This window comes from Exiguobacterium sp. s146 (assembly GCF_018618415.1).
In the GTDB taxonomy this organism is placed as follows: domain Bacteria; phylum Bacillota; class Bacilli; order Exiguobacteriales; family Exiguobacteriaceae; genus Exiguobacterium.
This window is the reverse complement of the sequence record NZ_JACSMA010000002.1, coordinates 73,131-91,296: the sequence shown is the minus strand read 5'-3', so window position 1 is coordinate 91,296 and position 18,166 is coordinate 73,131. Positions and strand designations below refer to the sequence as shown.

Annotated in this window: 16 protein-coding genes; 12 read left to right on the top strand and 4 right to left on the bottom strand. The window is 53.8% G+C overall.

Features of this window, described 5'->3' with window-relative positions:
* Positions 1 to 50 precede the first annotated feature (50 nt).
* Positions 51 to 1,538, top strand: a complete 1,488-nt coding sequence (locus KNP83_RS07055) for a GGDEF domain-containing protein (protein ID WP_214761857.1) — start codon at positions 51 to 53, stop codon at positions 1,536 to 1,538.
* Between the two features lie 15 nt (positions 1,539 to 1,553).
* Here KNP83_RS07055 and KNP83_RS07050 read toward each other — a convergent pair whose 3' ends face one another.
* The 3 genes from KNP83_RS07050 to KNP83_RS07040 form a co-directional block, all read right to left on the bottom strand.
* Positions 1,554 to 2,033: a dihydrofolate reductase gene (locus KNP83_RS07050; protein ID WP_214761855.1), complete on the bottom strand. Its 480-nt coding sequence runs from the start codon at positions 2,031 to 2,033 to the stop codon at positions 1,554 to 1,556.
* Positions 2,030 to 2,824, bottom strand: a complete 795-nt coding sequence (locus KNP83_RS07045; protein ID WP_214761853.1) for a thymidylate synthase — start codon at positions 2,822 to 2,824, stop codon at positions 2,030 to 2,032. Before KNP83_RS07045 ends, KNP83_RS07050 begins: the two co-directional genes overlap by 4 nt.
* A gap of 138 nt (positions 2,825 to 2,962) precedes the next feature.
* Positions 2,963 to 3,649: a Type 1 glutamine amidotransferase-like domain-containing protein gene (locus KNP83_RS07040; protein ID WP_214761851.1), complete on the bottom strand. Its 687-nt coding sequence runs from the start codon at positions 3,647 to 3,649 to the stop codon at positions 2,963 to 2,965.
* A gap of 174 nt (positions 3,650 to 3,823) precedes the next feature.
* On the opposite strand from KNP83_RS07040, the gene KNP83_RS07035 reads away from it, so the two are divergent.
* The 5 genes from KNP83_RS07035 (at position 3,824) to KNP83_RS07015 (ending at position 7,712) form a co-directional block, all read left to right on the top strand.
* Positions 3,824 to 4,105 (top strand): hypothetical protein, encoded by a 282-nt coding sequence (locus KNP83_RS07035; RefSeq protein WP_214761849.1) that lies wholly within the window; start codon positions 3,824 to 3,826, stop codon positions 4,103 to 4,105.
* A 105-nt stretch (positions 4,106 to 4,210) separates the two neighbouring features.
* Positions 4,211 to 5,131 carry an NAD(P)-dependent alcohol dehydrogenase gene (locus KNP83_RS07030; RefSeq protein WP_214761847.1) on the top strand — a complete coding sequence of 307 codons (921 nt, stop codon included), beginning with the start codon at positions 4,211 to 4,213 and terminating at the stop codon, positions 5,129 to 5,131.
* A gap of 97 nt (positions 5,132 to 5,228) precedes the next feature.
* Positions 5,229 to 5,753: a type 1 glutamine amidotransferase domain-containing protein gene (locus KNP83_RS07025; RefSeq protein WP_214761845.1), complete on the top strand. Its 525-nt coding sequence runs from the start codon at positions 5,229 to 5,231 to the stop codon at positions 5,751 to 5,753.
* Positions 5,754 to 5,779: 26 nt separating this feature from the next.
* Entirely contained in the window at positions 5,780 to 6,514 is a 735-nt protein-coding gene (locus KNP83_RS07020; RefSeq protein WP_214761843.1) for a Bax inhibitor-1/YccA family protein, read from the top strand.
* 76 nt (positions 6,515 to 6,590) lie between these two features.
* A complete protein-coding gene (locus KNP83_RS07015; RefSeq protein ID WP_214761841.1) occupies positions 6,591 to 7,712 on the top strand; it encodes an NAD(P)/FAD-dependent oxidoreductase in 1,122 nt (373 codons plus the stop codon).
* A gap of 58 nt (positions 7,713 to 7,770) precedes the next feature.
* Here KNP83_RS07015 and KNP83_RS07010 read toward each other — a convergent pair whose 3' ends face one another.
* Positions 7,771 to 8,340, bottom strand: a complete 570-nt coding sequence (locus tag KNP83_RS07010) for a TetR/AcrR family transcriptional regulator (protein WP_214761839.1) — start codon at positions 8,338 to 8,340, stop codon at positions 7,771 to 7,773.
* Between the two features lie 122 nt (positions 8,341 to 8,462).
* Between KNP83_RS07010 and KNP83_RS07005 the strand changes: the two genes are divergently transcribed.
* The 6 genes from KNP83_RS07005 (at position 8,463) to KNP83_RS06980 (ending at position 18,137) form a co-directional block, all read left to right on the top strand.
* Complete coding sequence (locus KNP83_RS07005; protein ID WP_214761837.1) at positions 8,463 to 9,335, top strand: ABC transporter ATP-binding protein; 873 nt, start codon at positions 8,463 to 8,465, stop codon at positions 9,333 to 9,335.
* The gene (locus KNP83_RS07000) at positions 9,336 to 10,133 is read left to right on the top strand and encodes an ABC transporter permease subunit (RefSeq protein WP_214761835.1); all 798 of its coding nucleotides are present in this window, start codon (positions 9,336 to 9,338) and stop codon (positions 10,131 to 10,133) included.
* Positions 10,134 to 10,199: 66 nt separating this feature from the next.
* Positions 10,200 to 11,012 carry an aldo/keto reductase gene (locus KNP83_RS06995; protein ID WP_214761833.1) on the top strand — a complete coding sequence of 271 codons (813 nt, stop codon included), beginning with the start codon at positions 10,200 to 10,202 and terminating at the stop codon, positions 11,010 to 11,012.
* A gap of 208 nt (positions 11,013 to 11,220) precedes the next feature.
* Positions 11,221 to 11,970 (top strand): TspO/MBR family protein, encoded by a 750-nt coding sequence (locus tag KNP83_RS06990; protein WP_214761831.1) that lies wholly within the window; start codon positions 11,221 to 11,223, stop codon positions 11,968 to 11,970.
* Positions 11,971 to 12,249: 279 nt separating this feature from the next.
* Positions 12,250 to 16,689 carry a glutamate synthase large subunit gene (gene gltB, locus KNP83_RS06985; RefSeq protein WP_214761829.1) on the top strand — a complete coding sequence of 1,480 codons (4,440 nt, stop codon included), beginning with the start codon at positions 12,250 to 12,252 and terminating at the stop codon, positions 16,687 to 16,689.
* Positions 16,686 to 18,137, top strand: coding sequence for a glutamate synthase subunit beta (locus tag KNP83_RS06980; RefSeq protein WP_214761827.1), 1,452 nt, complete (start codon positions 16,686 to 16,688; stop codon positions 18,135 to 18,137). The genes gltB and KNP83_RS06980 overlap by 4 nt, the downstream gene beginning before the upstream one ends.
* The last annotated feature ends 29 nt before the right edge of the window (positions 18,138 to 18,166 follow it).

The window sequence follows — 18,166 nt, the reverse complement described above, 5'->3', positions numbered from 1 at the left end:
TAATCATAGTCAGAAGCGAATAACGGGAGAACGAAACTGGGGGGTCGGGAATGGAGCAACAACTCACAGATCGTATACATAAGATTTTGGCGCAAATCACGAGCGCGAGACAGATTCAAACAACTGACATCGAGTTTTTATTGGATTGGATGAAACAAGAAGTGAAACAGCGACGGTTCATGCACTTGCTTGAAATTTTCAGTCGTGTCGAATCCGACGTGCGTGAGTTGCCGGCTGTCTTGACGCAAGCAGAAGCGATGGCTTTGATTGCCCCGGTGAAACGATATATCCATACCATTCTCGGCATCGAGCAAGAGGACGAGGACCTCGTCTTGATTTTATCGAACAACTTCGCGACGTTCAGCCGCTATAAGCCGCGGGTGGAAAAACTCGGGGCGCGCCCTGTCTTTTTACAGACGTTAGAAGAAGCCGTCGAATACGATTATGAAGACGTGCCGAAGGCGATTATCATGGACGTCGAACTGTGGGCCCGATTCCCGGAACGGGCGATTCAATCGTTCGTCAGCAAGATGAAGAAGCTGTATGTCCCGCTCATCGTGATTGGAACGAATGAACATTACCGGCTCGCCGCCTACTCGTATGGGTTCGATGACTATTGGGAAGAGTGGGTCCCGATGGAGGAGCGGCTCGTTCGTCTCGGACATCATATCGAGAAAGCGCGTCTCGTCTCGAACGCCCTTCTCGTCGACGAGTTGACGGGCGCCTTCAACCGTAAATATTTGAAAGCGACGTTCAGTCGCTTCATGTCCCGTTTAGAGCGGTCCGGTGAGAGTTTCACGCTCGCGTTGCTCGACATCGATCATTTCAAGCAGTTGAACGATACGTTCGGGCATGCTTATGGGGACGAGGTGCTGCATCGCGTCGCGGAAGAGATTCGCTTGGCGATTCGCTCGAGTGACGAGTTGATTCGTTACGGCGGGGAAGAGTTCCTCATCATCTTGAACGTGTCCGAACGCCACGTCGTCGATGCAGTGCTCGAACGGGTCCGCAGCCGCATCGAGGAGATGACGTTTACGTATGAGCATCACGTGACGGTGTCCATCGGCTATACCCGCGTCTGTCAGACTGGCATGACGCTCGGGGAATGGTGCGCGTACGCCGACGAGGCGCTCTATAAGGCGAAACGTGATGGGCGCAATCGCATCATCCGTTATTCGACGGCGGTCCGTGAAGAGAAACGGCTCGCCTACGTGACGATGAGCCCTGAGAAGTATGCCATGCTCGCCGAACAGTTGCCAAAACAGCATCGACGCTACGAGGTCATCTACCGTCCATATGACCGTTACGCCTGTAACGATCATATGGAGATGTTCATCTTAGACGAATCGAGCACGACGGAGACGAGAGGGACGCTCTCGGCCGTCAAGGAGCAGCGTGGCAAGTACAGTCATGTGTTGGCCTTGTCAAAACGGACGGCACTCGAGCTCGGGATGCTGTACGACGACTTTGCCGAACAGGACCATCAGGACGCTATCACCGAAAAAATAGAGCAGTGGCTCGAAAAATTGCCAGATTAAAAAAGGGACGTCGACTTAGTCGATGTCCCTTTTGTCATACTGACGGAAAGTGAAGCTATAGGCATGCCGTTCGTCGATTGGATGGAACTGTTCGTCGGTCAAAGTGAGCCCGTCCGGCAACGCCGGATAATACGTGTCCGCCTCGAACGTGCCATCGACCGCGGTGACATAAAACCGGTCCGTCATCGGAAGCGTCTGCTCATAGAGCGTCGCGCCGCCGATGATGTAAACGTCTGTCGTCTCGGAGTTGAGCGACTCGAGGTCGTGCCAGACGTCGACACCTTCAGCCGAAAACGAGCGGTCGGACGTGACGACAATGTTGCGGCGGTTCGGTAACGGACGACCGATTGATTCGAACGTCTTACGGCCCATGACGACCGTTTGGCCCGTCGTGATGGCTTTGAACTGTTTCAAGTCGTCTGGCAGACGCCAGAGCAACTCGTTGTCTTTCCCGATCTCCCGATTGCTTCCGATGGCGACAACGTGGACGATCATACGCTGACCGCCCCCTTGATATGTGGATGCGGGTCATAGCCGACGATTTCGAAGTCCTCAAAGCGGAAATCCTCGATCGACGTCACGTCTCGCAAGATGTTCAACGACGGGAGCGGGCGGGGCTCACGCGTCAATTGAAGGTTCACCTGTTCGAGATGGTTATGGTAAATGTGAGCGTCGCCGAGCGTATGGACGAAGTCCCCGACCTCAAGGCCGGTCACATGGGCGACCATGTGCGTGAGCAAAGCGTATGAGGCGATATTGAACGGTACGCCGAGGAACGTGTCAGCGCTGCGTTGATAGAGCTGGCATGAGAGTTTGCCGTCCGCGACATAAAATTGGAACAATAGGTGACACGGTGGCAGTGCCATGTCTTCAAGTTGTCCCGGGTTCCATGCGGAGACGATCAGGCGACGCGAGTCAGGGTTCGTTTTGATTTGTTCAATCACTTGGGCGAGCTGGTCGACACTCGTGCCGTCCGGTTTTGGGAACGAGCGCCACTGGGCTCCGTAGACCGGGCCGAGATTGCCGTCCTCGTCAGCCCATTCATTCCAAATGCGGACCCCGTTGTCCTGAAGGTACTTGACGTTCGTGTCACCGGTGATGAACCAGAGCAGTTCATGGATGATCGAGCGGGTATGTAGTTTTTTCGTCGTGACCATGGGGAAGCCATCCTGAAGATTGAAACGCATCTGATAACCGAATACGCTCGTCGTCCCGGTTCCGGTCCGGTCCTCTTTGACGACACCGTGCTCGAGGATATGGGCACATAAATCATGATATTGTTTCATTGGGAAATCCCCTTTCTCGTTCAAAATTTACAAAAAGTCGCACTAATTATAACACAATATATGGACGACAGAACGTTTCGATTTCCATATACAGATTTTGCACTTGTCCACCTCTTGATGCTGCACAACCACTCGATTCTAAAGCGTGGTTGGGAAATTGGGGATAAAAGACTTGGTCTCAGGTAACTTCGTCATGTTTCGATTCGAGTACAAATAGACGTCACCAAAAATATCGATTTGATCGCCTTGAACACGAAGGGCACAATCTTTGTTCGACAAATAGATGGGTACTTCTTTAGATAAAGAGGCTAGCTCTTGCTTGATGACATCCATGGAATGTTCGAGATTGAAGTGGGAGAGAACCGAGAAATCATGGGGAGCCACACCTTGAAAAATCGTTGGAGCTGCTACATCATATCCCATGTTTGGCGAGCATAGCCAAGACGAAGACATATTGATGGCCCCTGCACTAGCACCTAAGACGATGGCGTCGCTTTGTTGAATCGATTGGATTAAATCATATTCATGGATGAACTGATTTTGTTTGACGGTGTCCCCACCTAATAAGAAGATCATCGAAGCTTCATTTAGAAGATGTTTCGCATTCGTTCGGTCCGTCTCATAATTGATGACGTGATAGTCATGAAAAAAGATGCCAGCTTCCTGTAACCACGAGCGCTCAGTAACACCATGTACTGCAGTTGAAGCAGGATCCGAGCTAATGATTACGAGAGACTGCCGATTGGTCACGTCTCGTGACAAGGCATCCGCCAAATGAGTCGAAAAAAAATCATTGAACCATCCGAGATAGTAGCACGTCTTCATCGTGAGCCTCCTTCAGGTGAGCGTTCTTATAATAAGTTAAATTAGAATCAATTTTATTGTAACCGAACGGGTTGAAATTTTTTCCATGAATCATACGAAATTATTTATAATAGAAGAAAACAATGGAAGCTATTTCTACTTATTTAGACTTGTATATAAAAAGGGGCAATTGTCGTGAAAAAGAACTCATTCCTGTTTTCATTATCTTTATGTTTAGTGAGTCTCGGCGTAATCGGAAATCTTGTTTTGGAAGCGATGGGGTTTTTCTCGAATCCAACCGTTCATGTGATCAGTGTCCCAATCGCATCGGCTGAAGGCTACTTTATACCGGGATTAATATCACTTGCGATCACCATTCTTGGGTTATGCCTGATTCCTTTTGCGTTAACTCGAAACAAAGTAAAGACTACAACTATTTTTCTTTTGGCGGTCATTTTGATTCCTCAGCTAGTTTGATTGAAAAACTCATTTCGTGAGCCAGATGACAGTTCCATCTGGTTTTATTTTTTTGAAACGGTGAATTCATTAGTAACGACTTCACGTCTTGCGAGGAGGGATACGATGAAAGCCGTGATTTGTACCGCATATGGACCACCAGACGTATTGCAGCTTCAAGAAGTCGACAAGCCTGTGCCAAAGTCGGATGAGCTATTGATTCAAATCTACGCCACGGCCGTCCATTCGGGGGACCGTCGCCTACGGTCGCTCGACGTGCCGGCCGCCGGCAAACTCCCGATGCGGCTCATCGTCGGTTTTAAAGCCCCCCGCCAACCGATTCTTGGTGTCGTCTTGGCGGGGGAAGTCATCGAGACGGGAAGTCGGGTCGAGCGGTTCAAGGTTGGGGACCGCGTCTATGCGCTGACCGGGATGCGGTTCGGCGGCTATGCCGAGTATGCATGTCTAAAAGAGACAACATGCATTGAGCGCATGCCCCATAACGCCAGTTTTATTGAGGCCGCCAGTCTACCGTTCGGCGGTACGACGTCTCTACATTTTCTGCGCAAGGTTAACATCGAACAAGCGAAGACCATCTTGATTTACGGGGCTTCCGGGGCAGTCGGGTCGATGGCCGTTCAACTCGCGAAATATAACGGGGCACATGTGACGGCCGTCTGTCGGGAGCGGAACTTCGAACTCGTCAGAAGTCTCGGCGCGGACGTCGTGGTCGACTACACCAAACCGAACTACGACGCGGAACTGACCACCTATGACGCCGTATTCGATGCGCCCGGGAAAATCGATAAACGGATGGCCCGAACGCATGTCGCCGAACACGGGAAATTCAGTTCCGTCGCCGGGCAAGGACCTGCACGTGAACGGAAGGAGGATCTGACTTTCCTGAACGAGCTGTTTGAAGCGGGGCGACTAAAAGCCGTCATCGATTCGGTTTACTCACTCGAGGACATCGTCGCGGCACACCGATACGTGGATGCCGGAGGCAAGGCCGGAAATGTGATCGTGACCGTCGCTCAAACGAATTGATTCATTCAAGCGAGACATGCACTTGGAAGACAGTGCCTGTTTTCGCCACGTGGCTTATAGGGTATACTTGTGAAAGACAAATTAAGGGAGGGATTCGATGCAATTACAAGGTAAAAACGTGCTACAAATCGTCAGCGACGACTTTGAAGACTTAGAACTATGGTATCCGGTCCATCGGTTACGCGAAGAAGGCGCGAACGTCATCCTCGCTGGTGAGAAGGCAGATCACGCCTATATCGGCAAATACGGTGTTCCGGCTAAATCGGACATCGCATTCGATGATGTCGACATCTCATCGTACGACGCCATACTCGTCCCGGGTGGCTGGTCACCCGACTTGTTGCGCCGATTCGATTCGGTGAAAGGGTTCGTCCGCTATATGCATGACGAGAAGCGACCGATCGGTCAAATCTGTCACGCGGGCTGGGTATTGATCTCGGCGAAAATCCTCGATGGCATCAACGTCACGAGTACACCGGGCATTAAAGATGATATGGAAAACGCGGGCGCGATTTGGCATGATGAGCCGGTCGTCGTCGACGGTCATATCGTCTCGAGCCGCCGTCCGCCTGACCTGCCTGACTATATGCGGGAATTTATCAAAGTCATGGCCAAACACTGAAAATAGAATAAAGGGGTTAACGACAGTTGAGACTTAAATCGAATCCAGTTCTCCGTAAATCGATGGAGACAACAGGCTATAGCGCCACGCCGATGACGAAAGCCGGTACGTGGTCGAAAGTGTTCACTCTGCTCTTGCTCGTTACGGCAGCAGCCGGAACGACATGGATGCTCGTCCCGACAATCGGGGAAGCGCTCTTGTTCCCGCTCATGATCGGCTCGCTCATCCTCGGCTTGGTGTTGGCACTCGTCATCACGTTCAAACCGAGAACGGCACCGGTCGTCGCGCCATTGTACGGCATCGTCGAAGGTGTGTTCGTCGGATTAATTTCTTATTTCTTCGAAGCGATGCTTCCGGGCATCGTCGGACGGGCCGTATTGACGACGTTCATCGTCGCGTTCGCGATGTGGTTCGTCTACTCGACAGGACTCGTAAAAGTGACGCAAAAATTCCGTGCCGGCGTCACGGCCGCGATCTTTACGGTCATGTTGCTCTATCTCGTCCAAATCGGGATGAGTTTCTTCGGTTCAGGACTCCCGTTCATGACGGGCTCGTCACCGCTCGCCATCGGCGTGCAGTTCGTGATCGTCATCATCGCCTCGCTCGCGCTCGTGCTCGATTTCGACTATATCGCGCGTCAAGTCGAGAGCCGGGCTCCGAAAGAGCTCGAATGGGTCGCGGCGTTCGGTTTGATTGTGACGCTCATCTGGCTCTATATTGAAATTCTTGATTTACTCTATCGCCTCGCCATGCGCGACTGATCATCGGCCTTCGGGCCGGTGATTTTTTTAAGAAAGGATGTGAAGCCGTCATCGAACCGATGAAGGCGCAACTGCTATGAAAAAAGTGATTGTGATTGGATCAGGAATCGTCGGCATCTCGACCGCGTACCATTTAGCCGGGAAAGCCGACGTCACCGTCATCGACCGGAAAGAGAAGGGCCGTGCGACCGACGCCGCGGCGGGTATCGTCTGCCCGTGGATCGCCCAACGTCGCAATAAGGCATGGTACGCGCTCGCCAAAGGCGGCGCTCACTACTATGCGACGGTCGTCGAGGACTTGAAACGAGAAGGCGAGACCGAGACCGGCTATAAGCGGGTCGGGACGCTCGCCTTGCATGAAGACAAGAAATTGAACGAGATGCAAGAACGGACGGCACTGCGCCGAGAAGAAGCGCCGGAAATCGGCGACTTGACCCGGATGACAGCAGAAGAAGCGAGAGCACTATTCCCGCCGCTCTCGGACGAATATGACGCCCTCCTCGTCGAAGGGGGAGCGCGAGTCGATGGAGAGAAATTGCGCGCGGCCCTCGAACGGGTCGCCGTGAAGCGCGGTGTGACCTTCGTTGACGGCTCGGCCATCCTCGTCGAAGCGGATGGCTATCATGTCGAGTGCGACGGCGTCCGCTATGACGCGGATGAGATCGTGCTCGCCTGCGGGGCGTGGTTGCCCGAGTTGATGGCGCCAATCGGCTATACGGCCCGTGTCGCCGGCGAGAAAGCACAAATCGTGCACGTGCAGCTACCGGACAAGGATGCGTCTGACTGGCCGGTCGTCATGCCGCCACGGCGTCGTTATTTGCTCGGGTTTGAAGAAGGGCGCATCGTCATCGGCTCGACGCATGAGCGTGAAAAGGCGTTCGACGCGCGGCCGACGGCGATCGGGATTCATGAAGTGCTCTCAAAAGGGCTCGAATCGGCGCCGGGACTCGCTGAGGCAGAATTGATTGAGACGCGGGTCGGATTCCGTCCGGTCACCCCGAACTCGATTCCGATTCTCGGCCGTGTGCCGGGAGCGGAGCAGTTGCTCGTCGCGAACGGTCTCGGGTCATCCGGTTTGACGGTCGGTCCGTTCATCGGAAAAGTGCTCGCCGACCTCGTTCTGACCGGTGACTGTGAGCTTGACATGTCACTTTATCCGATCGAGGAATTCGTGTTCAGAACGAACGATAAAGAATAACGAAATATAAAAAGTCGCCTATCACTTCTTACACGCAAAAGAAGTGATAGACGACTTTTTAGCTGTTTTTCTGAATGATGCCGTGAAGGAAAAATCGGAAATAGTCTTGCATCGATTCGGTCATCGGTGACGTCGCCAGGTTCGGGTCGGACAAAATCGCCTGTTGCACGAGTTGGACGTACCGTAAATACGTATCGGTCGACAGCTCCGGGTCGATGGCCCCGCTCGTTTTCCCATATTCAATCAGTTGACGGAACGCGGCGTAGCCTCGTCCGGCCAACTGTTGCCACGATGCATCCGCTTGGATCATCGTCGTAATCGCCTCGTCGAACAGCCCAGCCGTCTCGATTTTACGGGACAAAATCTCGATTAACAATCGATCGAACGGCACATGATCAACGATCTGTGACTCGATCCATCCCATCTGCTCCTCCGTCATCTCGGTCAAGACGGCGATGATGACTTGTTCCTTCGACCCGAAGTAGTTATAAATCGATACCGGTGAGACCGAGGCGGCGCGAGCAAGCTCGCTCACTGTGAAACGGGACTGTTTCGTGGCCATCAGTCGAACGGCCGCATCTAAAATGGCCCGTCGCTTCGCCTCCGTTCGTTTTGTGAATCCATCCATAGCAATCCTCACTTCTCTCATTGTTTTGTAATCAATATACCATTTCCATTTCAAAAAATAACGTGATATACTTGTTTTGTAATCATATTCATTTTATATTTCAAAACTAAGGAGTGAGGACAGTGATTCAATTGAAAGGATTGACGAAGCGTTTCGATCCGTCCCATGGCATCTTTGATGTGTCTTTCACGGTCGAACCGGGGACCGTGTTCGGTTTCATCGGACCGAACGGGGCCGGGAAATCAACGACGATTCGTCACTTGATGGGGTTGCTCCATGCCGACGCTGGCACGGCCACCGTCATGGGGCACGACTGTTGGAACGAGAGCGAGGCGGTGAAGGCGCTCGTCGGTTATTTGCCAGGTGAGATTAATTACCCGCAAGACATGACCGGAGAAGAAGTCATTCGTCTCACTCGGAAATTACATGTGACGAGTACGGAACGTGAGCGGAAGTTGCGGGAGGTGTTCGCTTTCGATTCGTCGCTTAAAGTACGGAAGATGTCGAAAGGGATGAAACAAAAGCTCGCCATCATCACTTGCTTCATGAAAGACGTGCCTGTATATATCCTTGATGAACCGACGAGCGGACTCGATCCGCTCATGCAGGAACGGCTCGTCGATTGGGTGATTGCCGAGAAGAAGGCGGGCAAGGCAGTGTTGATGAGTTCGCACCACTTTCCTGAGATGGAAAAGACGTGCGATCGGGCCGCGCTCATCCGGGATGGGCGAATGATTATCGAAGCCGAAATGACCGAGTTGAAACGGCATAGTCAGAAAACGTATCGCATCGAGCTGAAGGACGAATCGGCCGCGAGTCGGTTGAGTGAAGAAGTCGGTACTCGTGACGGGTTAGTCGTCACGGTCAGCTTGTCGACGGTCGAAGAGTTGAATGACTTGATTCATCGGCTGGCCCGGTATGACGTCCAATCATTGTCGAGCGGTACCGACGAACTCGAGCATCTGTTCATGCAATATTACGGGGAGGCGAAATAAATGGTACTCATCTCGGCACTGTTCAAACAAAACCGGAGCTGGATTCTCGGGTACTCGCTTGGGACAAGCCTATACTTGTTCTTTTTGGCGGCCGTGTTCCCGTCCATCCAAGAGACGGGACTGATTGAAGGCAAATTGGATTCGTTGCCACCGGAGCTGCTCGATGTGTTCAAAATCGATCCAAACCTCACGATGGATAACGTCATCAACCTGCTCGCCGGTAACTATTACGGGCTCATCTTTTACGTGTTGGCCATTCTGTTCGCCCTCACATTCGCCTCACGGCTCATGGCAAAGCCTGTCGACTCGGGTGAGGTCATGCTCTATTTGGCCGCCCCGATTTCGCGAGCCGGCTACGTGACGGCAAGTATGACGGTGCTCGTGATTGCGAGCGGCATGCTCGTCGGGTTGAACGGGTTAAGCCTCATGTTGGCCAACGTGCTGTTTGATTTGAAAATCGATTACGGACTGCTATGGACACTTCAGCTCAATGCGGGTCTCATCCTGCTCGTGCTCGGCGCGATGGCGTACGTGCTCGCGAGCTTGTTCGATGACAGCACACGGTCGTATATGGTCACCGGAGGAATCTTCGCCCTCTTCTTGATGGCGAACGTGTTCTCGGGATTTAGCGAGCAACTCGATTGGTTGAATGCGCTGTCGATTTTCTCGCTGTTCGATGCCAATGCACAAATCCAAGGGGATTCGACACTTCGTTCCTTTTTCTTGTTGGCTGGGATTCTCGTCGTCGCCATGCTCCTTTCATACGGACGGTTCACTCGAAAAGATTTGACGATTTAGTTTTTCGAAATAGAATGACGGGTATGATACAATCAGCTCGAACAGATTGGAAAGGGGAATGATTGTATGCAACTCGCAACGTTACGCAACGGTGTCAAAATTCCAATGATCGGCTTTGGGGTATGGCAAGTCGACAATGAGACGGAGGCGCCACAGGCCGTGGCCGAGGCACTCAAAGTCGGATATCGCCATATCGATACGGCAGCCGTCTATAAGAATGAAGAAGGCGTCGCCAAAGGGATTCAAGCATCAGGCGTCGCTCGTGAAGATATCTTTTTGACGTCGAAGATTTGGAACGAGGACATTCGCCAGCGTCGGACGAAAGAGGCGTTTGACGAATCACTCGCTCGACTCGAGACGGACTATTTGGATCTCTGTCTTCTCCACTGGCCAGTCGACGGGTTCGTCGAGGCATGGAAAGATTTGATTGACCTCTATGAGGCCGGTAAAATCAAGGCGATTGGTGTATCGAACTTCAAAGAGCATCATCTCGAGACGTTGAAACAGGAGGGCCTTATGACGCCGCTCATCAACCAAATCGAGCTCCACCCGCAACTCCCGCAACCGGATCTCGTCGAATATTGCCAAGACGAGGGCATCCAAGTCGAGGCATGGAGCCCGCTCATGCAAGGGAAGTTTCTCGATATCCCGGCCTTCGCAGAGATTGCTGAGAAACACGGCAAGACGCCGGCCCAAGTCGTGCTTCGCTGGCATTTGGACACGGGGAACGTGGCGCTTCCGAAATCGGTCACGCCGCACCGAATCCAAGAGAACTTCGACGTGTTCGACTTCGCGCTCGACGCGGACGATTTGGTGAAAATCGATGCCGTGGCGACACATGACCGTCTCGGTCCAGACCCGGACGAGATTGACTTTTAAGCATTGTCCATGAACTTAAATGGGCGAACCCGAATATGGTGACACGGCCACTTTTTACGAGACGACTCCGGTTTACGCCGGAGTCGTTTTGTTATGTGTCTAGCAATTTATTCGGGAGCGAGTCGAGAAGTGTATGAGCGTTGGCACATGGGTATAGAAAACTATGCTGATAAAGGAGGTGTCAGGTCTTCTTCGGAGGATCCTATTTATGGACTTATCAAAATGGCCTTTAATCAACTGGCTGGCGTTTTTGGCGACGGTCGTCATCAACTACTTCGCGAGCGGTGAAAACGCGGCCGTGTCGGACCGCATCGACATCTACTTCAAGCCGGCCGGGTACGCATTCTCGATTTGGGGCGTGATTTACGTGGCGCTCGCCGTTTGGCTCGTCTTGCAATTGAAGAAAGGGTCGGTCGCGAACCGGCAGGCGAATCGAATGAAAGCAGGCTTTCTCGTCTCGTGTATCTTGAACGGCCTTTGGTTGCTCACGTTCACGAACGAGTGGTTCATCGCCTCGCTCGTCGTCATGGTCGCTTTCCTGGCAACGCTCGCCTGGCTCTATTACATCGCTTTCCGGACGTCGACGAGTTGGCTCGACCGATTCCCGTTCTCAATCTATATCGGCTGGGTGTCCGTCGCGACGATTGTCAACGTGTTCGTCGTCATCAATCGGGAGCGGGTCACGACCGTGCTCGGGCTCGACGAACTCGCTTGGACATCGCTCATGCTCATGGTCGGGGTCGTCCTCGCGCTCGTCTTCATGTGGTGGCATCGTGACTTCATCTATCCGCTCGTCTTCGTCTGGGCGTACATCGCTATCTTCGCTCGAATCGAGGAAGCGACACTCTATGTCGTCCTCGTTAGTGCCTTGATTTTGCTCACGCTCGGGTACGTCGGCTTGATCATTTGGAAGAAGCCGCGGGCATTTTTACACCATTCTCGTAAGACGGTCGAATAAGTTGTTTTAAACAAAGCGATAGCCGATAAGGGTATCGCTTTTTTTATACAAATATTTAAGGTCTTGTGAACCTATATACTAATATATTTCATGGATAATTATTCTTTATGGATTATAAGTTATTTTCATAAATAGCTTGATAAAGCTAATGAACACGCTTTCAAATCTAGTTAATACGATTTCTGTTATGCAGAATAGTATACAACCCACTTGATTTATCAGAATATTTAGAACAAAATAAAATTTACGAAACAAGATCGAGAGAGAGGGGTTGATTCGATGAAGCGAACAGGCTTGTACGATTCACGATTCGAAAAAGACGCATGTGGCATTGGGCTATATGTCAACCTAAATGGAGAGAAAAAACATGACATCGTCAGTAAATCATTATCGATGCTCTGTAAGCTAGAACACCGGGGCGGGCAAGGCGTCATCGATGCCGGGGACGGCGCGGGCATCATGACCGAGCTACCGCACGAACTGTTCCTCGAGACGATGAACTTGCCGACGCCAGGTCGCTATGCGGTCGGAATGGTGTTTTTTCAACCGGATGAATCGAGACTGCAGGACAAGCAACTCCAGATGGAAGCGATTGCCGACGAATTCGATTTCGCGACCATCGCCTGGCGCGAGGTCCCGGTCAATCCGCATGCGATCGGTGAGCATGCCCGAGTGACACAGCCGACCATCTACCAATGGTTCGTCTCGTGCCCGTTCGCGGACTATGACTCGAACGAGCGGACGCTCTATCAGCTTCGTCGGACGATTGAAAAGACAGAAGCGTTGAACCTGTACATGCCGAGCTTGTCGACGAAGACAATCGTCTATAAAGGGATGCTCACGCCGGAACAAATCGAGCGCTTCTATCTCGATTTGCAGGCACCGGCTTATAAAAGCACGTTTGGGATCGTCCATTCCCGTTTCTCGACGAATACGTTCCCCTCATGGGAGCGGGCACATCCGAACAGGATGATCGTCCATAATGGGGAAATCAATACGCTCCGCGGAAATATTGATGCGATGCGGGCCCGCGAAGGTGTGACCTCGACCGACTTGTTCGAAGACGTCAATCAGCTGTTCCCGGTCCTTCAAGAGACGGGCAGCGACTCGTCGATGCTCGATAACGCCTTCGAGTTCTTCACCCGCACTGGACGTTCAATCGCCCATACGGCGATGATGCTCATTCCTGAGCCGTTCGCCGAAGTGAAAATGGACCCGTTCAAGAAAGACTTTTATCAATATCATTCGTCCATCATGGAGCCGTGGGATGGACCGACCGGTGTCGTCTTCACGGACGGCCGTCAAATCGGTGCCATCTTAGATCGGAACGGGCTACGGCCGATGCGTTATATCGAAACGATGGATGGGGAGCTTATTTTGTCGTCAGAGAGCGGCGTCATCCCAGTTCAGGCCGAAAATGTGAAATCAAAGCAGCGCCTTCGACCGGGTCAATTGTTGTTAATCGATCTCGAGTCGAAACGCCTCATTCCGGACGATGAAATCAAACAGACGATCGCACGGGCCGAGCCGTACGGTAAATGGTTGAAGCAGATGACCGTTCTCAACGATGGACCGGTCGACGAGCCGTTCGTCGCCGACCTGCATCGGAAGCAGCGTGCGTTCGGATATACGAAAGAGGACATTGAACAATATCTCGTCCCGCTCATCCACGAGAAAAAAGATCCGATCGGCTCGATGGGACATGACCAACCAGTCGCGGTGTTGTCCGAGCGGCCACGCTCTTTGTTCCATTACTTTAAACAGCACTTCGCCCAAGTCACGAACCCGCCAATCGATGCGTTGCGTGAAAAAATCGTCACGGCGACATTCACTTGGCTCGGGCCTCAAGCGAACCCGGTCCATACCGGACGAGGTCACGCCCGTCGCGTCTGGCTCAAACATCCGTTCCTCGATGCCGCCGCGCTCGAGAAAGTGAACGAAACGCTGCGCGTCGAGCGGGTCGATACGTCATATGCGCACGATTTAGAAGCTTCGCTAGAGGCGCTGTTTGAGCAAGTCGATGGACTGATCCGCGATGGCGCCGACGTCATCGTCTTGTCGGACCGCAACATGAATGAAGATATGCTGGCGATGCCGGCCCTCCTCGTACTGAGCGCCGTCCATCAACACTTGATTCGTGTCAACCTTCGGGCATCGTGCAGTCTCGTCGCCGAGAGCGGCGAAGTACGTGAAGTCCATCAAGCGGCCGCTTTGATCGGGTACGGCGCCGACGCCGTCTATCCGTATCTCGCCTATGCGACGATCGCCGAGGCGGTCGAGGCCGGCCAATTGTATTATTCATTCGATGAGGCGGTCCGTCGCTATCAGTCGGCCTCGGTCGACGGTATCGTCAAAATCATGTCGAAGATGGGCATCTCGACCGTCCAAAGTTACCGCGGCGCCCAAATCTTCGAGGCGGTCGGCATCGACCGAGCCTTGATTGAGCGTCACTTCCGTGGGACGACGTCCCAGTTGTCCGGTGTCGGTTTCACCGAACTTGAAGACGAGTCGCGCCGTCAGCATGAGGCTGCCTATAAGCGGGAGCGACCACTCGAGACCGGGACCGACTTCCAGTGGCGCGCCGACGGGGAAGAACACGCCTTCAATCCGAAGACGATTCATCTCTTGCAACGTGCCTGCCGTGAGAACGAGCGCCGGTATTATGACGCCTACGTCAAACTTCATGAGTCGTCAGGTCAATTCTTGCGCCAATTGTTCGCGTTTAAACAACAGGATGCGATTCCGCTTGACGAAGTCGAATCGGTCGCATCGATTGTCAGCCGCTTCAAAACGGGAGCGATGTCATTCGGATCCTTGTCAAAAGAGGCCCATGAGACGCTCGCCATCGCCATGAACCGAATCGGCGGCAAGAGCAACTCCGGGGAAGGTGGGGAGGATCGCAATCGCTTTACGCCGGATGAGGACGGAAGCGAGCGGGTCAGTCGCATCAAACAAGTCGCGAGTGGACGTTTCGGCGTGACGGCCGAATACTTGTATCACGCCGACGAGATTCAAATCAAGATGGCGCAAGGGGCGAAGCCGGGTGAGGGCGGACAATTGCCTGGGAACAAAGTGTACCCATGGGTCGCCGAAGTGCGCGGCTCTGTCCCAGGCGTCGGACTCATCTCGCCGCCGCCGCACCACGACATCTATTCGATTGAAGACTTGGCGCAACTCATCTTCGACTTGAAGCACGTCAATCCGAACGCGAAAATCAGCGTCAAGCTCGTTTCGAAGTCAGGGGTCGGGACAATCGCCGCCGGTGTCGCCAAGGCGAACGCCGATACGATCGTCATCAGCGGCTATGACGGAGGGACCGGGGCGTCGCCACGGACGTCAATCAAGCATACAGGACTCCCGTGGGAGCTCGGCTTGCTAGAGACGCACCAGACTCTCGCCTTGAACGGCTTGCGTGGCCGCGTCACACTCGAGACCGACGGTAAGCTCATGACCGGACGCGACATCGTCCTCGCCGCCATCTTCGGTGCCGAGGAATACGCGTTCGCGACGGCACCGCTCGTCGTGCTCGGCTGCATCATGATGCGGGCGTGTCACCTCGATACGTGCCCGGTCGGTGTCGCCACCCAAGACCCGGCGTTGCGTGCGAAGTTCATGGGGAAACCCGAACATGTCGTCAACTTGATGACGTTCCTCGCCGAAGAGGTTCGCGAGATTTTAGCCTCGCTCGGGGCGACCTCGCTTCGTGACGTCATCGGGCGGACCGATTTGTTGGAGGAGAGTGCCTGGAAGCAAGCACATCCGAAAGCGAAAACGCTCGATTTGACACCGATGCTGTCGATTCCGACGGCTTTGCCGGAGAAAGAGGAGTTGGCCCATCCGGCCTATCAGTCATATGATCACCGCAAATTGATCCCGGCCGTCTCGCGTTCCATCAAATCGCTCCAACCGACGTTCTTCGTCGGACGCGTCCGCAATACGGACCGCGCCGTCGGAACGATGCTCGGTCATGAAGTGACGAAAGTGCACGGCAACGTCGGACTCGCCGAGGACACGATTTCACTCCGTCTCAGCGGTTCGGCCGGACAAAGCCTCGGTGCCTTCTTGCCGAACGGGATCACCATCTCGGTCATCGGTGACGCCAACGACTACGTCGGCAAAGGCCTGAGCGGTGGAAAGCTCGCCGTCATCGCCGAGAAACATGCCCCGTTTGAAGAGAGTGAACAAGTCATTGCCGGTAACGTCTGTCTGTATGGCGCGACGTCGGGAATGGCATTCTTCAACGGTCATGTCGGAGAGCGGTTCGCCGTCCGTAACTCGGGCGCCGTCGCCGTGACGGAAGGCGTCGGCGACCATGGCTGTGAATATATGACCGGCGGTACGGTCGTCGTCCTCGGGACGGTCGGACGTAACTTCGGTGCCGGGATGTCGGGCGGGGTCGCCTATCTATACGGCGATCAAGCGTACGAACAGCTCGTCAACCAAGAGCTCGTCTCGGTCGACCGTGAGTTGACCGACGAGGATGCCGAACAGATTTATGCACTGCTCGAGATGCACCAGTTCCACACGGACAGTGTCAAAGCGAGAGCCGTGCTCGAGGCGTTCGAGCAAGAACGCAAACGCTTCGTCAAAATCGTACCGCGTGACTATGCGAACGTGCTTGACGTCATGCGTCACATCGAGGCGACGCGTCCCGAATTGAGTGACGCCGACCGCGCCCTCGAACTATTCCGTGTCGTGACTGAAGGAGGGGGAGTATGAGACATAAATTTATCGATATCCCGCGACAGACATTGCCGGAGCGTTCTGTCGTCGAACGGGTTCATGATTATAACGAATACGCTTCCCGCATGGAAGACGGACCGATTGTCAAACAAGCCGAGCGCTGCATGGATTGCGGCACGCCGTTCTGTCACGTCGGGGACATGATTGGACAAGAGACGATCGGTTGTCCGATTCACAACTTGATCCCAGAGTGGAACAAGCTCGTGACGGATCAAGACTGGTACCGCGCCTATGAGCGCTTGATAGAGACGAACAACTTCCCGGAGTTCACGGGACGTGTCTGTCCGGCTCCGTGTGAAGGATCCTGTACGCTCGGCATCAGCGAGGACCCGGTCGCCATCAAATCGATTGAGCGGACGATTATCGACCGTGCCTTCGAGGAAGGCTGGGTCAAACCTCGTCACGTCCAAAAGCGGACCGGACGCCGTGTCGCCATCATCGGCAGCGGGCCGGCCGGACTCGCGGCGGCCGATCAGTTGAACCAACTCGGACATGCGGTCACGATTTATGAAAAAGCGGACGAAGCGGGCGGCCTGTTGTTCTATGGCATCCCGAACATGAAACTCGAGAAGGACGTCGTCCGGCGTCGTGTACGTCTGCTCGAGGTGGAGGGGGTTCGCTTCAAGACGGGCGTCAATGTCGGGACCGACGTGACGATCGAATCGCTCCGTCATACGTACGATGCCGTCATTCTCGCGACGGGGGCTCAAAAACAACGTACGCTCGGCATCGATGGGGATGATGCCACAGGCGTCGAGCCGGCGATGGATTATTTGACCGAGTCGACGCGTACGCTCGGCGGCAAAGCGCTCGACGCCCGATACGATGCGAACGGGAAAGACGTCATCGTCATCGGTGGCGGGGATACGGGCGCGGACTGTGTGGCGACGGCAATCCGTCAAGGCGCCAAGTCGGTGACGCAGTTCGGGAAACATCCGGAGAAAGGCATGTTCCGGGCACCGGAACGGCCGTGGCCGCTCCAACCGGACACGTTATCGACCGATTACGCCTACGCGGAAGCAATCGAACACTTCGACCGTGACCCGCGCACGTATTTGATCCGCTCGAACCGGGTCATCAAACAAGGGGACCGGGTCGTCGGGATTGAGACGGAACGGATGGAGAAAATCGTCAAACCGGACGGACAGGCGACATTCTTCGTCGTCGACGGTTCGGTCGAGACGTATCCAGCCGATCTCGTGCTCGTCGCCATCGGATTCGAGCGACCGGAGGGTGAACTTCGGAAAGTCGGCATCGAGGCGAACCATGACTATACGTCGAACGTCGAGGGTGTGTTTGTCGCAGGGGATGCGAGACGGGGACAAAGCTTGATTGTTTGGGCAATCCGAGAGGGCCGCGAAGTCGCGGACACCGTCGACGGATACTTGAACACTTGTCAACAACAGCTAAAAACTTCATCATAAAAAGGAGCGACGAAATCGTCGCTCCTTTT

What these genes read in the sequence shown, in the direction of transcription:
- KNP83_RS07055 (WP_214761857.1), top strand. Translation starts at nt 51, where the DNA reads ATGGAGCAACAACTCACAGATCGTATACATAAGATTTTGGCGCAAATC.
- KNP83_RS07050 (WP_214761855.1), bottom strand. Translation starts at nt 2,033, where the DNA reads ATGATCGTCCACGTTGTCGCCATCGGAAGCAATCGGGAGATCGGGAAA.
- KNP83_RS07045 (WP_214761853.1), bottom strand. Translation starts at nt 2,824, where the DNA reads ATGAAACAATATCATGATTTATGTGCCCATATCCTCGAGCACGGTGTC.
- KNP83_RS07040 (WP_214761851.1), bottom strand. Translation starts at nt 3,649, where the DNA reads ATGAAGACGTGCTACTATCTCGGATGGTTCAATGATTTTTTTTCGACT.
- KNP83_RS07030 (WP_214761847.1), top strand. Translation starts at nt 4,211, where the DNA reads ATGAAAGCCGTGATTTGTACCGCATATGGACCACCAGACGTATTGCAG.
- KNP83_RS07025 (WP_214761845.1), top strand. Translation starts at nt 5,229, where the DNA reads ATGCAATTACAAGGTAAAAACGTGCTACAAATCGTCAGCGACGACTTT.
- KNP83_RS07015 (WP_214761841.1), top strand. Translation starts at nt 6,591, where the DNA reads ATGAAAAAAGTGATTGTGATTGGATCAGGAATCGTCGGCATCTCGACC.
- KNP83_RS07010 (WP_214761839.1), bottom strand. Translation starts at nt 8,340, where the DNA reads ATGGATGGATTCACAAAACGAACGGAGGCGAAGCGACGGGCCATTTTA.
- KNP83_RS07000 (WP_214761835.1), top strand. Translation starts at nt 9,336, where the DNA reads ATGGTACTCATCTCGGCACTGTTCAAACAAAACCGGAGCTGGATTCTC.
- KNP83_RS06995 (WP_214761833.1), top strand. Translation starts at nt 10,200, where the DNA reads ATGCAACTCGCAACGTTACGCAACGGTGTCAAAATTCCAATGATCGGC.
- KNP83_RS06990 (WP_214761831.1), top strand. Translation starts at nt 11,221, where the DNA reads ATGGACTTATCAAAATGGCCTTTAATCAACTGGCTGGCGTTTTTGGCG.
- gltB (WP_214761829.1), top strand. Translation starts at nt 12,250, where the DNA reads ATGAAGCGAACAGGCTTGTACGATTCACGATTCGAAAAAGACGCATGT.
- KNP83_RS06980 (WP_214761827.1), top strand. Translation starts at nt 16,686, where the DNA reads ATGAGACATAAATTTATCGATATCCCGCGACAGACATTGCCGGAGCGT.